13 protein-coding genes are annotated in these 15,995 nt (G+C 38.2%); 2 read left to right on the forward strand and 11 right to left on the reverse strand.

Annotated elements, in window-relative coordinates; all coding sequences use genetic code 11:
• Window positions 1–49: 49 nt before the first annotated feature.
• From DP73_RS12370 to DP73_RS22630, 9 genes are all read right to left on the reverse strand, one after another.
• Window positions 50–1,786, reverse strand: a complete 1,737-nt coding sequence (locus tag DP73_RS12370) for a methyl-accepting chemotaxis protein (protein ID WP_034599860.1) — start codon at window positions 1,784–1,786, stop codon at window positions 50–52.
• Between the two features lie 21 nt (window positions 1,787–1,807).
• On the reverse strand, window positions 1,808–2,299 hold the full coding sequence (locus DP73_RS12375; RefSeq protein WP_034599862.1) for a chemotaxis protein CheW: 492 nt from the start codon (window positions 2,297–2,299) through the stop codon (window positions 1,808–1,810).
• 33 nt (window positions 2,300–2,332) lie between these two features.
• Window positions 2,333–4,405 carry a chemotaxis protein CheA gene (locus DP73_RS12380; RefSeq protein WP_034599863.1) on the reverse strand — a complete coding sequence of 691 codons (2,073 nt, stop codon included), beginning with the start codon at window positions 4,403–4,405 and terminating at the stop codon, window positions 2,333–2,335.
• A 31-nt stretch (window positions 4,406–4,436) separates the two neighbouring features.
• Window positions 4,437–4,799, reverse strand: a complete 363-nt coding sequence (locus DP73_RS12385) for a response regulator (RefSeq protein ID WP_034599864.1) — start codon at window positions 4,797–4,799, stop codon at window positions 4,437–4,439.
• A complete protein-coding gene (locus DP73_RS12390) occupies window positions 4,777–5,415 on the reverse strand; it encodes a TetR/AcrR family transcriptional regulator (RefSeq protein WP_242865749.1) in 639 nt (212 codons plus the stop codon). Before DP73_RS12390 ends, DP73_RS12385 begins: the two co-directional genes overlap by 23 nt.
• Window positions 5,416–5,953: 538 nt before the next feature.
• Window positions 5,954–7,015, reverse strand: a complete 1,062-nt coding sequence (locus DP73_RS12395; RefSeq protein ID WP_034599865.1) for an HD-GYP domain-containing protein — start codon at window positions 7,013–7,015, stop codon at window positions 5,954–5,956.
• Between the two features lie 359 nt (window positions 7,016–7,374).
• Window positions 7,375–8,184, reverse strand: coding sequence for a methyl-accepting chemotaxis protein (locus DP73_RS24210; protein ID WP_034599867.1), 810 nt, complete (start codon window positions 8,182–8,184; stop codon window positions 7,375–7,377).
• Window positions 8,185–8,405: 221 nt separating this feature from the next.
• The gene (locus DP73_RS22080) at window positions 8,406–9,542 is read right to left on the reverse strand and encodes a GGDEF domain-containing protein (RefSeq protein WP_052090642.1); all 1,137 of its coding nucleotides are present in this window, start codon (window positions 9,540–9,542) and stop codon (window positions 8,406–8,408) included.
• Window positions 9,543–9,846: 304 nt separating this feature from the next.
• Window positions 9,847–10,572 carry a peptidoglycan-binding protein gene (locus DP73_RS22630; protein WP_242865750.1) on the reverse strand — a complete coding sequence of 242 codons (726 nt, stop codon included), beginning with the start codon at window positions 10,570–10,572 and terminating at the stop codon, window positions 9,847–9,849.
• Between the two features lie 125 nt (window positions 10,573–10,697).
• Here DP73_RS22630 and DP73_RS12415 point away from each other — a divergent pair, with 125 nt between their 5' ends.
• Together DP73_RS12415 and DP73_RS12420 are read left to right on the forward strand one after the other, a co-directional pair.
• The gene (locus tag DP73_RS12415) at window positions 10,698–11,201 is read left to right on the forward strand and encodes a hypothetical protein (RefSeq protein ID WP_034599872.1); all 504 of its coding nucleotides are present in this window, start codon (window positions 10,698–10,700) and stop codon (window positions 11,199–11,201) included.
• Between the two features lie 346 nt (window positions 11,202–11,547).
• Window positions 11,548–13,782: an acetyl-CoA hydrolase/transferase C-terminal domain-containing protein gene (locus tag DP73_RS12420; protein WP_034599874.1), complete on the forward strand. Its 2,235-nt coding sequence runs from the start codon at window positions 11,548–11,550 to the stop codon at window positions 13,780–13,782.
• A gap of 109 nt (window positions 13,783–13,891) precedes the next feature.
• Here DP73_RS12420 and DP73_RS12425 read toward each other — a convergent pair whose 3' ends face one another.
• Both DP73_RS12425 and DP73_RS12430 read right to left on the reverse strand, forming a co-directional pair.
• On the reverse strand, window positions 13,892–14,350 hold the full coding sequence (locus DP73_RS12425; RefSeq protein WP_034599875.1) for a universal stress protein: 459 nt from the start codon (window positions 14,348–14,350) through the stop codon (window positions 13,892–13,894).
• A gap of 178 nt (window positions 14,351–14,528) precedes the next feature.
• On the reverse strand, window positions 14,529–15,641 hold the full coding sequence (locus DP73_RS12430; RefSeq protein ID WP_034599877.1) for a putative sulfate exporter family transporter: 1,113 nt from the start codon (window positions 15,639–15,641) through the stop codon (window positions 14,529–14,531).
• Window positions 15,642–15,995: the final 354 nt, after the last annotated feature.

Genomic DNA, 15,995 nt, shown 5'->3' on the forward strand with positions numbered 1-15,995 from the left:
ATATATTTTTTTGATTAGGGGAGAGCCTTGCGGCTCTCCCGATAATTTTCTAGTACTTTCCAAACTCTCCATCACTTAAAGAAATTCTTGATTTATTGCCCGTTGCAGCCGCCTCAGCATACCCTTGATTCATATCACTATAGCTTCCTTTTTTCTTTTGACTCATATCTTCGAGCATGCGTAAAACTTCAGGATTTAGATCATCAAACCCTTTATTATAAGATCCGGTATTTTTCTTGAGTTTAAACTTATTCACCTGTTCCCTTAAGAGCTCCGCTTGACTTGAGAGTTCCTCACTAGCTGCGGCACTTTCTTCAGATGTAGCGGAATTCGTTTGTACGACATCGGATACTTGCATAATCCCTTGGTTGACTTGATTGATTCCTAAAGCTTGTTCATTCGATGCTGTAGCAATTTCTCCAACGAGGTTTGCTGCTTTTGTAACTCCCTCCACAATCTGATTGAGCGCTGTTGCGGTATCTTTAGCGATTTTAGTTCCACCTTCGACCTTTTTGATGGAGCCTTCAATCAGGGCCGTCGTCTCTTTTGCTGCGTTTGCGCTTCTAGCTGCCAAATTTCGTACTTCTTCCGCTACAACAGCAAAGCCTTTGCCATGCTGCCCTGCTCTTGCCGCCTCAACAGCTGCATTAAGAGCAAGTATGTTCGTTTGAAAGGCGATTTCGTCAATAACTTTGATGATCTTAGAAATATTTCCGGAGGATTCATTAATATCATCCATGGCTTTGAGCATACCCTTCATTTGCTCATTACCCTTAACTGCTTCTTCTTGAGCAGATAAGGCTAACTCATTAGCCTGGGAAGCATTTGTAGCATTTAGTCTTGTCTGGGTAGAAATCTCCTCCATGGAAGCCGTCAGTTGTTCAATAGAGCTCGCTTGTTCTGTTGACCCTTGGGAAAGTGCCTGGGCGGAGGCAGAAACCTGTCTCGATCCGGAAGCAACTTGAGATGACGCATTATTTATTTCACCCATAACTTCATTCAAAGATACAATCAGATTACTTAAGGAATTCATTAACATGCCGACTTCATCTTTGGTAGTAACATTGATGCTTACATTAAGATCCCCTTCTGCAAGGCTGTTGGCTACTTCCACCAACTTTTTCAGGGGTCTGCTGATGATTGAGCTTATGAAGAATCCTAAACCAATAGCTATGAGTACCCCTGCGACTATGACAACGCTCATAGTGACTGTGGCAGTATTGGCCGCCTGAGTGTTACTATCGGATTTCGCCTTGGCATCCTGTAGTTTAGCCTCTATAATGCTTGTTATGGCATTCTGGAGTTCCTTATTGGCAATAGCAGCAGGGCTGTTTGCAACCATAAGGGCTTGAGCCTCTACATTTCTCCCTTGTAATGCAAGCTCCACCACCTTATTCATCTCTTGAAAATATGAATTATTATCTTTCACCAGATCATCGTACAAGCCCCTCATGCTGTCCGAAGAGATTGTTTTCTCAAAGGATATTAAATCCTTATCAATGGTTGCTTTTCTCGCTGCAAATTCGTCAGCGTAATTTTTCATCTGTACCGGATCATTTGATATGATAATATCACGACTATGGACTCTAGCCCGTTGGAACTCAGTCGAAATCTCCGCTAATTGTGAGATTGGCACCGTCATGTTCTCATAAAGCTCAGTATCGGCCCTTTCGATAGTCTTTAGATTTACGATACCTACAACTCCGACAACTGCCGCTATAAGCGCAACAAAAACAAACCCGGATATTAATTTTGCAGCAATTTTCATATTATAAAACCATTTCATTCTACAACACCTCACTAATTCTTATAAATCATTGACCGTTTCCAATTCTGTTTCGTTAAGAAGCCTGTCTGAATCCAGTAGGAGCTTTACATCACTCCCAACTTTTCCAATCCCTTTAATGTATCTGTTCCCTTCCCTTGCCACATTCGGGGGAGTTACGATCTCTTCATCTGAGATTGCTATCACTTCCGAGACACTATCGACAATAAGACCGATAGAAACCGCTCTGATCTCGATGACTACGATACAAGTTCTATCATTGTAGGCTCTATAGGGCTTTTTGAAACGCAGACGCACATCCATGACAGGGATAATCTTACCTCGCAAATTAATGATTCCCTTAATATATTCGGGCATCTCTGGAATTTCGGTAATGGGTTGTAACCCTATAATTTCAGTGACATATTTGATTTCGATCCCGTAGTATTCATTGCCCATACAAAAGGTAAGAAACTTCCCTTTCTGAGTATCTTCCACCATGTCCAATGCTTCTTGTTCAACAATATCCGCCATCTTATTTCCCCTTTCCTAAACTACGCTGATTATCTAATTCATAAGCCCTCCGACGTCCAAGATAAGACTGATACTGCCATCTCCCAATAAGGTACATCCAGCCAGTCCCTTGACTTTTTTCCTGTTGTGGATATATTCAGGAAGGGCTTTCACGACCACTTGCTGCTGGCCGACTAACCCATCGGCAAAGATACAAAGGGTTTTATTGTCTTGCTCTACCATAATGATGATCCCCTCTGTAAACTGCGTCACCTCTGTCTGTACATGGTAAATTTGGTGTAACCGTACGATGGGAAAACACTGTCCTCTGACCATCATCATTTCATTATTGTCCGGATCGACTATAACGTCTGTCAGTTTTGGCCGGAAGGATTCCTTAATCGCGGTTGTTGGTATGGTATAGCACGAATCCCCCACCTTGATATTCATGCCGTCAATGATTGCTAAGGTTAAAGGAATTTTCAGTATTATAGTAGTTCCTTCTCCCGGGACACTATCTGCTGTTATGGCTCCCCCAACGGCTTCAATATTTTTCACCACAACATCCATTCCAACTCCACGGCCAGAAAACTCCGTGACTGTTTCATTGGTTGAAAAACCGGGAAGAAAAACTAAGTTATAGATTTCCTTATCAGGGATTTGATCGTCCGATTCTTGAATTAATCCCTTTTCAAGGGCTTTGGCTAAGATCCGATCCTTGTTAAAACCTTCACCATCATCCCGAATAATGATTAAGACATCTCCTCCGGCATTTTTTGCTTCCAAGATGATTGTTCCTGAACGGGTCTTTCCTTTCGCTTCTCGCTCAGAAGGCATTTCGATGCCGTGATCAATAGAATTTCGGATGAGATGCATCAATGGATCTGAGATATGTTCAATAATATTTTTGTCCACCTCAGTTTCTTGACCTATTAACTGGAGCCGAACTTCCTTGTCAAGCTTTTTGCACATATCCCGTACTGTACGATTCATTTTTTGGAATGTCCCGGCTAAGGGCACCATGCGCACTGACATTACAATGTCTTGTAATTCACTCGTGATTTTTCTTAGCTGTCGCGCGGCCTTTTCAAAGTTATTGAGTTCCAAGCCTTTGAGATCAGGATTTTGCGTTACCATAGCCTCGGCAATTACCATTTCTCCGACTAAATCCATCAACTGATCTAACTTTGCCACACTCACACTTATAATGCTCTGCTGGGTTGCTGCTAAAAGGTTTTCATTTTCTCCGGGGTCTGTTGGAAAAGTATTTTTACCTAATACAGTGGGAACTTTAAGAGAGCTTTCCCCCATTAAATGGCTTTCATTTTGAAGATTTTCAAACAAGTCACTATTATCGACTTGAGTTAGTTGAAGGTTCTTTAACGAGAATGTTTGAACTAGGGCTTTATGAATTTCATCAAAGGAGTGCTGAGTTTTTAGAAAAAGAGTAAAACCCTGTTCACAAATAACACTTGCGCTGTCCTCCCGATCTAAATCTTCAGGGATATGACATAACTCTTCCACAAGCTCTTGTAGGTCGTTAACAACACCAAAGGCTCGCAGGTTTTCCATTCCACAGTCTGGTTCAAAAAAAAGGGTGGCCTCGAATATATTTTGGGAGGTCGGTGTGTTTGTTTTCACTTTACTTATGTAATACTGTGGATTCTCAATGGGCCTGTTTTCTTGAGAATCTGCTCCATGTGAGATGTTTGTATGTTGACCCTTGATTGTGGAATAAAAGACTTTCAGGCTTTCGATTAATTCCGAAGGATCTCCGTCTGCTTCGTCTCCATTCCTGATTTTGGCGATTTCTAGTTTAATGAAATCAATACCTTCAAGGACTAAATCTGACAGCTCTGAATAATTAACGTTTTGGGGCTTGTCCTCACGCAGAACAAAAAATAAATCCTCCATAGAATGGGCCAACATTGAAATATTATTATAGAGCATCATTGCTGAAGAGCCTTTGATGGTATGCATGATCCTAAAGATTTCGTTGATTGCCTCAGAGGAATAAGAACTGGACTTCTCATTAGAAATAATCACAAGTTCCATTTGTTCAATAAGTTGGGTTGACTCAAAGATAAATAAATCAAGCATAGGTTCGTTAACATATTGATCTGACAAGTTATTCACGCCCTTTTATTTGGATTTCTTGTCATATCCCTAACACCTTAGAAATTGTTTGGTAGAGGAATTCCTCTTTGAATGGTTTGACAATAAATGTTTTGGCTCCGCATATTATTGATTCCTTAACCATGCCCTCCTGCCCCATGGCTGAGACCATAATCACCTTAGCTTGCGGGTCAAAAGCCTTAATCGCTTTAAGCGCCTCAATTCCAGACATTTCAGGCATTGTAATATCCATGGTTACGACATCGGGACGTAATTCTTTATACATCGCGAGGCCTATAGATCCATTTTCTGCTTCTCCGACTATTTCTATGTCGTATTTCTGAAGCATATTTCGAATGGAAAGTCGCATAAAAGATGCATCATCAACGATTAGTAGTTTCTTCATCTAACTCAACTCCTCTACCTATATCTCTAATTTCAAGTCGATAACTGTCTAGCAATATTTTTAAAGCATTTAAAGTATGCTCTTTTAAGGCAAAGTTGTAATTATTAAGGCGCCATCTCAATACAACAACTCTTTCGAGACCGATAATAAAATCCGCTAATATTTCCGTATCGACATTTCCAGGAATTTCTTTCTGAAGCTTAGCATGCTCAATTAATGATTTAATAGTATTGAATCGATTATTAATTTTGTTCCTAGCCACATTACCTAGCTCACCCTCTTGTACCAATCCTTCAATCGATAATATAATCGACGTTATTTCAGGGTAGTTTTCATAGTACGTGGCATATGCTTCTACAAAGTAAAAAATGGCTTCTATTGGATTTAACCCTTTAAGTTCTAATGATTCAAGAATAGCGTTATCGTACTGTGAGAAATATTCAAGCACTGCCAAAATTAGTTCATTCTTTGATCTATAATGCTTAAAAATAGTTGACTCAGAGATTCCTTGCCTTTTTGCCACTTCTCTCGTCGTTAGTCCTTGCAACCCCAGTTCATTTATAACCTCAATGGTCGATAAAATTAAACCTTCTTTTGTATGTAGTAATATGGACACCCTCAACCCCCCATCAGTAAGTAACTGATTACTCGCCATGATTTATTAAATACATAATACGCCTTTTTTATACACAATACTAGCTTTTTTGATAAAAATATATTTATTTTTTAGAGAATATGACTGATATTTAAAACCGAAACATTAATTATTCACAAGTGTTCCAAATAACTATAAAGGGCTCCTTATTACCGTTACTGTTGCAAGGCATCATAGACTACCCCTAGTATTAAGAGCTAATTACTTTTGTTATTTCTCCATCTTCTGCCCGAATCATGATCGGAATGGGAGGATTGTCTCTGAAAAGTATGTTCCTCAACCCTTCTTTTTAATTAATTGTATATTAGAATTAATCTCACTCAGGTTTTCCCTCTCAGAAAGCAAGGAATAACAATTAATATGTCGAAAAATGTACTTATGCCCCTATTGCTTATCTAAAAAGCTGACAAAAAAGACTAGCATTTTTATAGATGCTAGTCTTTGAAATAAAATTCTTCATTGAACTATTAAGTAATCGCAATCATGTAAAATCCCATCATTATTCGAAAGTCAATATCTTAGTATTAGGTTTGGTAATGTCAACAAAGGTCGAGCCTTTTAAAATTACCGGTCTAGTTATCTCATAGGGTGGAACATAAACAATTTCCGCCTTTTCGCCGTTTTCCAAAATTACTTTCAGTCCAGTAAAATATGAAGAAATATTTTTCAAAAAAACATTTAAGACTTGAATGTCAAATATACTCATACCAATGGTCTGAAACATCTCAAAAGCTTCAAAAGGATTTACTCCTTTTTTATAGATCCTGTCTTGAGTCATTGCATCGTAAACGTCTGCGATGGCAATAATTTTAGCCGACAAAGGAATCTCCTTACTGAGTAAACCGTATGGATAACCTGAACCATCAGATCTCTCATGATGGGAAAGTACTGCGTCTTTAATAGAGGAGTTAATTTCAGTCAAATCTTTAATGCTAAAGTACCCGAGTAAAGTATGGTTTTTCATAATTTCAAACTCTGTTTCCAATAACTTTCCCCGTTTATTGAGGATCTCATTTGGAATAAGAACTTTTCCAATATCGTGTAGCACCCCTGCCTGAATAACTTGTTTTATCTCGTCTTTAGGCAAGTTCATCCATTTGGCAATGAGCATTGCATAAAATGCCACATTAACACAATGCGTATAGGTATACTCATCTTTATCTTTAATACTATTTAAACACCTGATAACATTTAGATTGTTGATATTTCCGTAAACTGATTTTGAAATTTGAGTAATTTTCGTATAGTTTATTTTTTTACCCACGGCAAGTTCTTTAAGAACCTGTTTTACAACAAGAACAGCTTCTGCATGACTTTGCTTAATCGGTTCAATTTGATCAGTAAGATTTCCATTCTCAGTTATTTTCCCATTTCTTTGATCTAAGTCGTCTAGAGTATATATCCATACATACATAATGCCATAAGCGATTAGAACATCTAATATATATTGATTCAAAACAGAGTCTTTAAACACCAATGTAGTACCCTGACAAGATTTTACATCCTCAGCAAGAACAGTCCCCTGATTGCACTGGGAAACCAGAATCTTAATTCTTTTCATAGCTCACCGCCAGCTTTCATTATCTTTCACAAATGACATGTTTAAATATTTGCATAGTGAGCATTAAGAGTTTTGACAAGAACTCTCCTACTTACCAAATCAAAAAGTATCGATCATAAAAACCGATACTTTAATAGATAATCAGTAGCGTTGCATAAAGGTTACCAGTTAAAAGTCAAATTATACAATTAAGATAAAACTAACAGAAAAGCCTCAAACAGAAGATATGCCTGATTATTTCCTATTAATACCATAAAAGATACTTATAGTGAGAGTGAGGGTTATGGTTAGTTCTTGCCCAAAGCCCTAAACACAAGAGATAAATGCAAGTAACTCAACTCGAATAATATAAAGCTGATTTAGGATCGTCCCAATTCTAAAAGTTTTTTAGCCATACTTTCAATTCTCACTAGAGTATTAGCTATTTCCGTTACATCATTGGCGTGGCTTTCAGTGGCCTCGGTAAGCTGTTTTATAGCTTCAATTAAAAGCCCAACAGAAGATTGCACTTCCTTAACGTTACTTTCAATTGCGTGGGTAGAAGAATCTGTATCTGTCGCGAGTTTCCTGACCTCCTCAGATACTATTGCAAATCCCCTACCATGTTCCCCAGCTCGGGAAGCCTCGATGGCTGCATTAATTCCCAGGATATTGCTTTGTTTAGAAATTTTCTTGATTTCCTGAGTTAATTCATTGGTTTTCTGCATCTCAAGATTAACTTGTTTAGTCTCATCATTCATATTCCGTATTGTTGCTGCTAATTCTTCCGTAGCACTTGAAAGATTTTGGGCTGAAGAAGAAATTGTTACGACTGCATCAAGTATTTCCTGACCTGTTTCCAAGAGACTATCATAAAGTTCAAGGGAACAAGCAATGGCCAGACAACCAGCGAGCTTTGAGTCGTCGAAGATTGGAAGAGCAATACCGACAAAGGGAACACCAAATAGTTCTTTCGATACGCGCCTTACTACTCGTTGTCCACTATTAAGAGCCTCTAATACATTAGAACCTGGGGTCGGTGGGTTGCCAATTTTAGCTTTTGTGTCAATTGTCTTGCCCGGGTAATAAGCAACAATTTTTTCAGTATCGAAAAGGGTAACTGCAACATCTTCGTTAAAAAACTTCTGGATCTCCGAAGCAATAATCTGATAAGCCTCAAATTTTTTCACTCTTTATAATACCCCCGCACGAGCAAAATTTCCCGCTTGTAATTTCCTTATTATTCCTTTAGGGTTTTTTACATTATTCTTTACTTGCTATATTCGACACAGACGCTCAAAAGCCTTCAAATATTGAGCATATTTTATAAAGCAAACCCTGGCTACCCTAGAAATATCTACATCTATTCAAGAATACCCTATCCCATTTTCGCAAGCATTATCCTATATCCTCATTGAGAACATTGTCGTTCAAGACTGTACAATTCGGTAACAACAACATTTCTTCCACTTCCCTTGGCCTTGTATAATGCTCTATCAACCCTTTCCATGATTACATCATGATTGTCATGATTATAAAACGATGTTACACCAAAGCTACAAGTTAGAGGAATTTCCTTTTTTAATGACTCTTTATAAATAGCCCTTCTCAATCTTTCCGCAAGGGCAGTGGCCTCATCGCTAACAGTATGCGGCAGCAATATGACAAATTCCTCCCCCCCCCATCGAGCGAAGATGTCTACTCCTCTAATCGATTCTTTAACTAAGTTGGAGACCTCTACAAGAATCTTATCTCCAAAGCTATGCCCTTTTTTGTCATTAAAATTTTTGAAATGATCTATGTCGAACATTATTAGTGAAAAAGTATTCCCATATCTTTTGGCAAGTTCAATCTCACTGCTTAAGGATTCATTAAATTTCAAGCGATTATATGTATTTGTTAAAGGATCCTTAGTTGATAATTCTTTAAAGTATTGTTTGTAAACATAGTCAAGTCGCATATATTTTCCTAGACTGTACACTGAAATGGTGTTTATAAATATTGCAATTAATAAATAGCTGTAAATAGCAATCAGTTCAGTAAAAGCCGGCGTATACTTACTCATTGTTACAACTAGGAATCCTGCTAAAGTGTACAACGCAATAAAAATCCTGTAATGAAGAATGTTCGGTATTAGGAAGAAAACCCCAAAAATAATTACATTAATTGCAAATGCTTGGATTAAGAAATGGGATGTTTCATACACAAAGACAATTATGAAAAAAAGATTTATATAAATAAGTTCATAAACTGTAATTTTAAAAAATGTGGAAGATTTAAGAAAAAAATCTAGCCGATAATAAAAGAAAATTCCTAAGAAGAGAAATATAAAGCGGCATATGCAAATTATCACCAGAGTTTCATTAGATTTGTTAGCAGAAAAATCATAGAATATAAAAATAAAAAAAAGCATTCCAATGCCTTGGGCAATTCTTCGAAGCTGGTTTTTAGATCGATTTAAGTAGGAATCTTCAAATCGTCTTTCGAGATCTTTATCTAAGAACATTCCTGTTAACTTAGAGATGGCCTGTGTCTGAGGATCCATCATCAAATCACTTCTTTCAACCCTCTTTATGGAATTACCAAACGTGCAGGATGCTTCATTGTTGACATTACACCTAAAAAATCAATTAAGTTAATTACATTACAACCTGGTCAAAATTTCCATCTTATGCATATTATTATATCTTATGATTTGAACATCCCTTTTAACTATGAAGATATGATTGAACTTGTTGTAAGTATTTACTTCTTCCTCTGATGAAAGATTAACTACTAAGGGAATTAAAGAGTGAAGCTCATAGGGATGCCCCCCACTCCTCGAAGGGAATGGGGGGCACTTCTTTGTCTATTTAATAATAACAGTTAACACCTAAAGCAGTCCAAGTCTTAATACCTACAATTCCATCCTGAACTAAGCCCATACACTCCTGAAAATATAGAACTGCTCCTTTCGTAATAGGGCCAAAGATTCCGTCGACATTTCCTGAATAATACCCTTTCGATTTCAACAATCCCTGAAGTTTCACAACTGCCGGGCCGGTACTACCCTCTTGGAGAGTTGGACAGTGGTTTACCGGTGGGGGCGGTGTAGGGCTACCGCAATTCACCCCAAGTGCAGTCCAAGTCATTTTGCCGACAATTCCATCCTGAGCTAGCCCAGCACTTTGTTGAAAGGCTATAACGCCTGCACGAGTGATAGGGCCAAAGATTCCATCAATGTTTCCTGCGTAAAACCCTCTTGCTTTTAGGCGGCTTTGAAGGTCTACAACAGCCGGTCCGGTACTTCCTTGTGCAAGAGTCGGACAATGATTTACCGGTGGGGTAGGCGAATTACAATTTACCCCTAGCGCAGTCCAGGTCATCTTACCAACAATTCCATCTTGAGCAAGATTTCTGCTCTTCTGAAAAGCTAGTACAGCTGATCTGGTTAATGAGCCAAAAATACCGTCAATTTTTCCGGGCGAAAATCCCGCCTCCAATAGCTTAGTCTGTAACCTTTTTACATCGGCTCCTGTCGAACCCATTCTTAATAAAGGACATTTCCATTGTCCATCACCTATGTTTTTATTGTGCAAGTTTAGCCCTCCTTTTTTTCTAGCATATGTATAACTAGCTTGGGATGTTAATTGTCCTCCAGGCCAAAAATTAATCATAAAAATTTACTTTTAAAGCATAATATTGTCAGGAGGTGTCTCAACTCATGGATCTATATTGGCTAACACAAGCAGTTGCCTATTGGTCACTCGTTCTATTTTTTATACCGCCCTATTATATTAAGAAACTAATGTTGTTTTCTTTTTTAGGTGGATTTGTGTACACATGGATAGTCCAAATCTTTGCAGTAAATATTTTGAAACGCTGGATCTTTGAAGCTGATATTTTTATGATCTATAATATCCCGGTTTTCTTCAGTATCAGTTGGTTTGCTGTAACTACAATTTTCGGTTATCTGTTATGGAGATTTTCTAGCTATCAGATATGGATCGTTATTTTTTTTGCGCTATGGGCAACCTTTATGAACCTTACAGCAGTTTCCCTTGGACGTATATCTCTACCGGGATGGAGTATCCCTGAAACATTTATGTTTGCAATTTTTTCACACGTACTTTTGCTATATGTATTTAAATATATGCACCATGTTAACACTTTAGGGGCCAACGAAGAGATGTTTAAGGACTCATTTATGGGATTTAGAAAAAGGTAGGGAATTTTTTAAGCGACTGGTCTACAGTCGCTTTTTTGCAAAGTTTTCGCTTCTTGTACCTTATACATACTAGGCTTACTTTTTTGTGAAGGTGAGTCTAGGTATGGTGAGAGTCGAATTCCACAATATGTTTAAATACTCGAAATTTATTATATTATTTTGATTAATTATTATATACATTATTATCTAACTTGTGATAATATTCAATTAAATGAATTTGGATTCATTCCCCTTCTTTCAGTCCTTATAAATATATCCACTTTATTCGCAGATATATCTTTCGTCGAAAATTTCACTTTCGGGCTACTTAAACCCAATTTTTTAAATGAAATGGCAGGCGACAATAATGTATCAAAAACAGGGATTAATTTATGATGACGTAAAAAAATGTGTTACCGAGGTAATTAATTATGTTGGGAAAAACGTTATTTTTAGTATACCTCTGGCCCTAGGAAAACCCGTCATATTCACAAATGAACTCTATCGGCAGGCAAAGGAGAACTCCGAGATCAATCTGAAAATCATTACTGCACTTACGCTAGAAAAACCTAAAGGACATACCGATTTAGAAAGGCGATTTTTAGGTCCTTTAGCAGATAGAGTTTTTGCCGGTGTACCAGAATTCGATTTCATCCTGGATTTTAGAGCTGGAAAGCTGCCCAAAAACGTTGAGATATTTGAATTTTTCTGCAAAGCCGGAGGATATTTAAATAGCCCTGTAGCTCAGCAAAATCATTTAGCAACAAATTATACCCATGCTAATCGTGACGCTTTAGCCTTGGGTGCAAATGTTTTCGCCCAGTTAATTAGTCACCGTGAATTTAATGGAAAAGATATGTACTCAATGAGTTGTAATACAGATGTTTGTATTGCTGCTATAAACGACTTCAAATATTTAAAAGCCCAGGGCAAAAAAGTTGCGATTATTGGTGAAGCCAATATAAACATGCCCTTTATGTATGGAGATGCCGTTGTTGAAGCAGATTCATATGACATAATTCTGCAAGGATCACAATTTAACTACGAGCTCTTCTGTCCGCCAAAAGATCCGGTTGCTCTTTCTGATCATATGATTGGTATCAATGTAAGCACCCTGATAAAAGATGGCGGAACCATCCAAGTTGGAATTGGGGCTCTTGGAGACGCGATTGTATCAGGACTCATTATGCGTAATGAACATAACGAATTATACCAAGACGTCCTCCAAAAATCGGGAATTAAGCAACGATACAGGCAATTGATAGATAACTGGGGAGGTATAGGAGTTTTCCAAAAAGGGCTTTACGGTTCATCTGAGATGTTTGTTGATGCATTTATGCAGATGTATAAAAGTAAAATTCTAAAAAGAAAAGTTTATGAAAGCATACCAATAATGAAGTTGATCAATGAAGGTAAGCTCGCTTCAGATCACATACCTCCTGACATTATTGATCAACTAATTACGCTTAAAGCGCTTAACTCTAAGCTCTCTGAAGAAGATTTTAAGTTCCTTACACAGTTTGGCATTTTAAAACAAGGCCTAAGTTATGAAAATGGTACTATTTTTGATCAAGGTACTCCGTACTCTGCAGATATGAACGACGAAAAAGGCCGGAATCAAATTAAAAAGCTATTAGGCAAAGAATTATTAGGTGGTCAAGTTATAATTGGTGCATTCTTTGTTGGGCCAAAGGCCTTCTACCAAGCCCTAAATGACATGAGTGAAGATGAAAGAAAACTATTTGGAATGTCTGGGGTTGATAAGGTAAATCAGCTTTATGGAGGGGAAGAATTAAGAGCCCTGCAGCGAAAAGATGCTCGATTTGTCAATACCGGCATGGTGTCATCTGTTCTTGGGGCTATAGCTTCAGATCAACTTGAAGACGGCCGGGTCATTAGCGGAATCGGAGGGCAATACAATTTTGTCGCAATGGGGCATGCCTTACCCGATGCTAGAGTTATTATGATGATTAAAAGCACCAAGGGTTCAGGTAAGAGTCTCAAGTCCAATATTGTTTTCAGCTACGGCCATTGCTCAGTTCCCAAGCATTTAAGAGATATTATTGTCACAGAGTATGGTATCGCTGACGTTCGAAGCAAACCAGAAAAAGAAGTTATTGCTGAGTTAATTAAGGTGGCTGATTCTAGATTTCAAAACAAGCTCTTAGATCAAGCAAAAAAAGCCGGGAAAATCCCCAAGGATTACGAAATCCCACAGGAATTCAGAAATAATACTCCCGAAAAGATCACTGCTTTGCTCAAACCATATCAGTCCCAAGGAGTATTTCAACCATTCCCATTCGGGACAGATTTGACTGAGATTGAGATAGCTTTAGGAGGAGCCCTAAAAGGCTTGAAGAAACTTGCCAACGGTGACCGCATAAAGATGGCTACAGGGTTAATAAAAGAGTTCTTTATGCCTATTCCTGCATCTAGCAGACCCTACCTCGAGAGACTAAATCTTCAAAGACCTTCTTCTATGAAAGAAAAAATCATGCGAAAACTAGTTATCTTTTCATTAAGGAACAATAATGTTTTTAACACCTTGACACTTCATCATAATTCAGCTTCAAATCAGGTAAAAGATCATCACGCACTTTAATCTTCGCATATAAAAAAAATTATCACCCTTCCATTTTTAAGTGGGAGGGTGATAATTCTATTCAGCCTTCAAAAACAAAAATCTTTGAAAGGCACCAGAAGTTTTTCTATTATTGGGGACCAATATAAATAGGACATTTCACCTTTTTGGACAAAGAGTTAAGGTTGAATCTAAGGCCAGCCGTAGCAGCCGGAGCGGTTGCGTGAGGATTAGGCAGAACTAATAAGGCGGTTTCCTGTTCAGCGGTCAGTTCAACAATGACTTTTTCTGTCTTACCAATCTTTATCTCGGTTTCAACCTGGCCCCCATGTTCTTTGACCTTTTCTGTAACCTCAGCTAACACCTCTTCAGAGTGTTTATGAATTCCGTCTTCAAACCAATGAAAAAATCTCATCCTCGTTGATGACGTATTGATCCATTCATCGCCCAAAAAGTTGTTCCATCCTTCATCTAAAATGAAGACCGCCTTTAAAGGTAGCTTCAAAGCTAGAGACATTTCAGTTGCCATTTGACCAGCAGCGTCCGCCGAAGGGGAGCCATCAGTAATCAATAGAATTTGACCGTTCATCGGAAACCTTCTTTCTCACTTAAAGAATTAAAACCAGGATCATTACAAGGGCAGCACCAAAAATAGCTACTAAATCTTCGTGTTTATCATTACTAAATAACGATAATTGTTTTTCTTCTTTTTTCTCTGACATATCATTACCTCCTTTAGAGTATTAGTCCTCAATAGGGAACTAGCATTAAAAGAGCCATAGAACAACGACTAGGGAAAGTGCAGCTTTCAGGAAACCTGCTACAGAGCCGATAACCAATGGAGTTCCTCCTGCTTTTCTCATTTCAGCAAAGGAGATTTGCAAACCTAAGCCGGTAAGACCGATGGAGAAGAACCAGCTGTAAATGTCACGAAATGCTTTTAGATCTGGGGAAACAGGATGAGTAGAACCAAAAGCACCAAAGGAAGTTAAAGTAACTGTGGCGATAAAACCAAGCACGAACAACGGAAATTTGCTAAAGAAGGTCTTTCCTGCACTAGCTGCTGTACCTACGGTTTTGTCATCAGACATACGAGCATAAAGAATCGTGATTAGCAGTACAACTAAAGGCAAGAACACAACACGGGTTAAGTTATAGATTTCGCCTACTTTTAAGCTAATAGAAGGCACATCAGCGGTACCGGGGTCAAAGGCAAGGGCCGCTGCTAATACTTGTCCAGAGTTTAAGATACCGGTACCGGCCCACATTCCGAACTGCTCAGGGGTCAATCCCATTAAATGTCCCAGGATTGGGAAAGTGAATAGGCAAACAATTCCAAATGACAAAATTGTGGCAATTGAGTAGGCTATATCTTCCCCTCTGGCTTTAACGGCCGGAGCAACAGCGACAATGGCGGATACACCACATACGCCCGCACCGGCAGCCAGACAAGCAGCAGAACCGGGATGCATATTGTATTTCTTACCGAGCCACATGGTGAAAATAATTGTTGAAAACATGAATGTCGCAATTAATAAGATCGAAGTTGAACCTAACGTAGCTAATTCGGCTAGACTATAAAGTGATCCAAGCAGAATAACACCCATTTTAATGAATATACGGGATGTTTTTACCCCTGCCTGAGCCCAGGATGGAATTCCAATAGTATTTCGAATCACCATTCCAATGATAATAACTATAATAACGTGGTTGATTTTCAGTACATCCCCTAAAAATTTGGAGTTAGTTTTAATCCATCCTTCTAGACCAGCCCACTCACCACCTAAAGTTTTTGTCCCCATGGCTAGCAGAGCAATAACAAACATAAATAAAAGTCCAGGTAAAACTTTAACCCATTTACTAGCTGTGCTTTCGTTCACAAGAAATACCTCCTTTAAAAATTGACACTTATTTTCTTATTTTGTCTAAATAACTTTACTTTATAGCACCTACCTTCAATTTAAATTGGTTTGTTTAGTGTCACCAGATTCTATTGCAATACCTATACCAATATCTCATAGGATTTATTAAAATATCCTATAGTTAAATCCCTATTTTTAGGGATATTCCTTAGGTGAAATAGAGGTTGTAGGCTGTTCCTCCGGTATGAATTCCCTTTAAAGCTTGAACCTTGGATTAATAAGCCAATTTCAGAGGACTTTTTCAGTCTGTATAAATAAGTACTTTCTATGGATAAATTGTTTAAAAAGAAAAAAATGGCTCGAAAAGCCATT

The sequence above is a fragment of the Desulfosporosinus sp. HMP52 genome (genome assembly GCF_000765145.1).
In the GTDB taxonomy this organism is placed as follows: Bacteria; Bacillota; Desulfitobacteriia; order Desulfitobacteriales; family Desulfitobacteriaceae; genus Desulfosporosinus.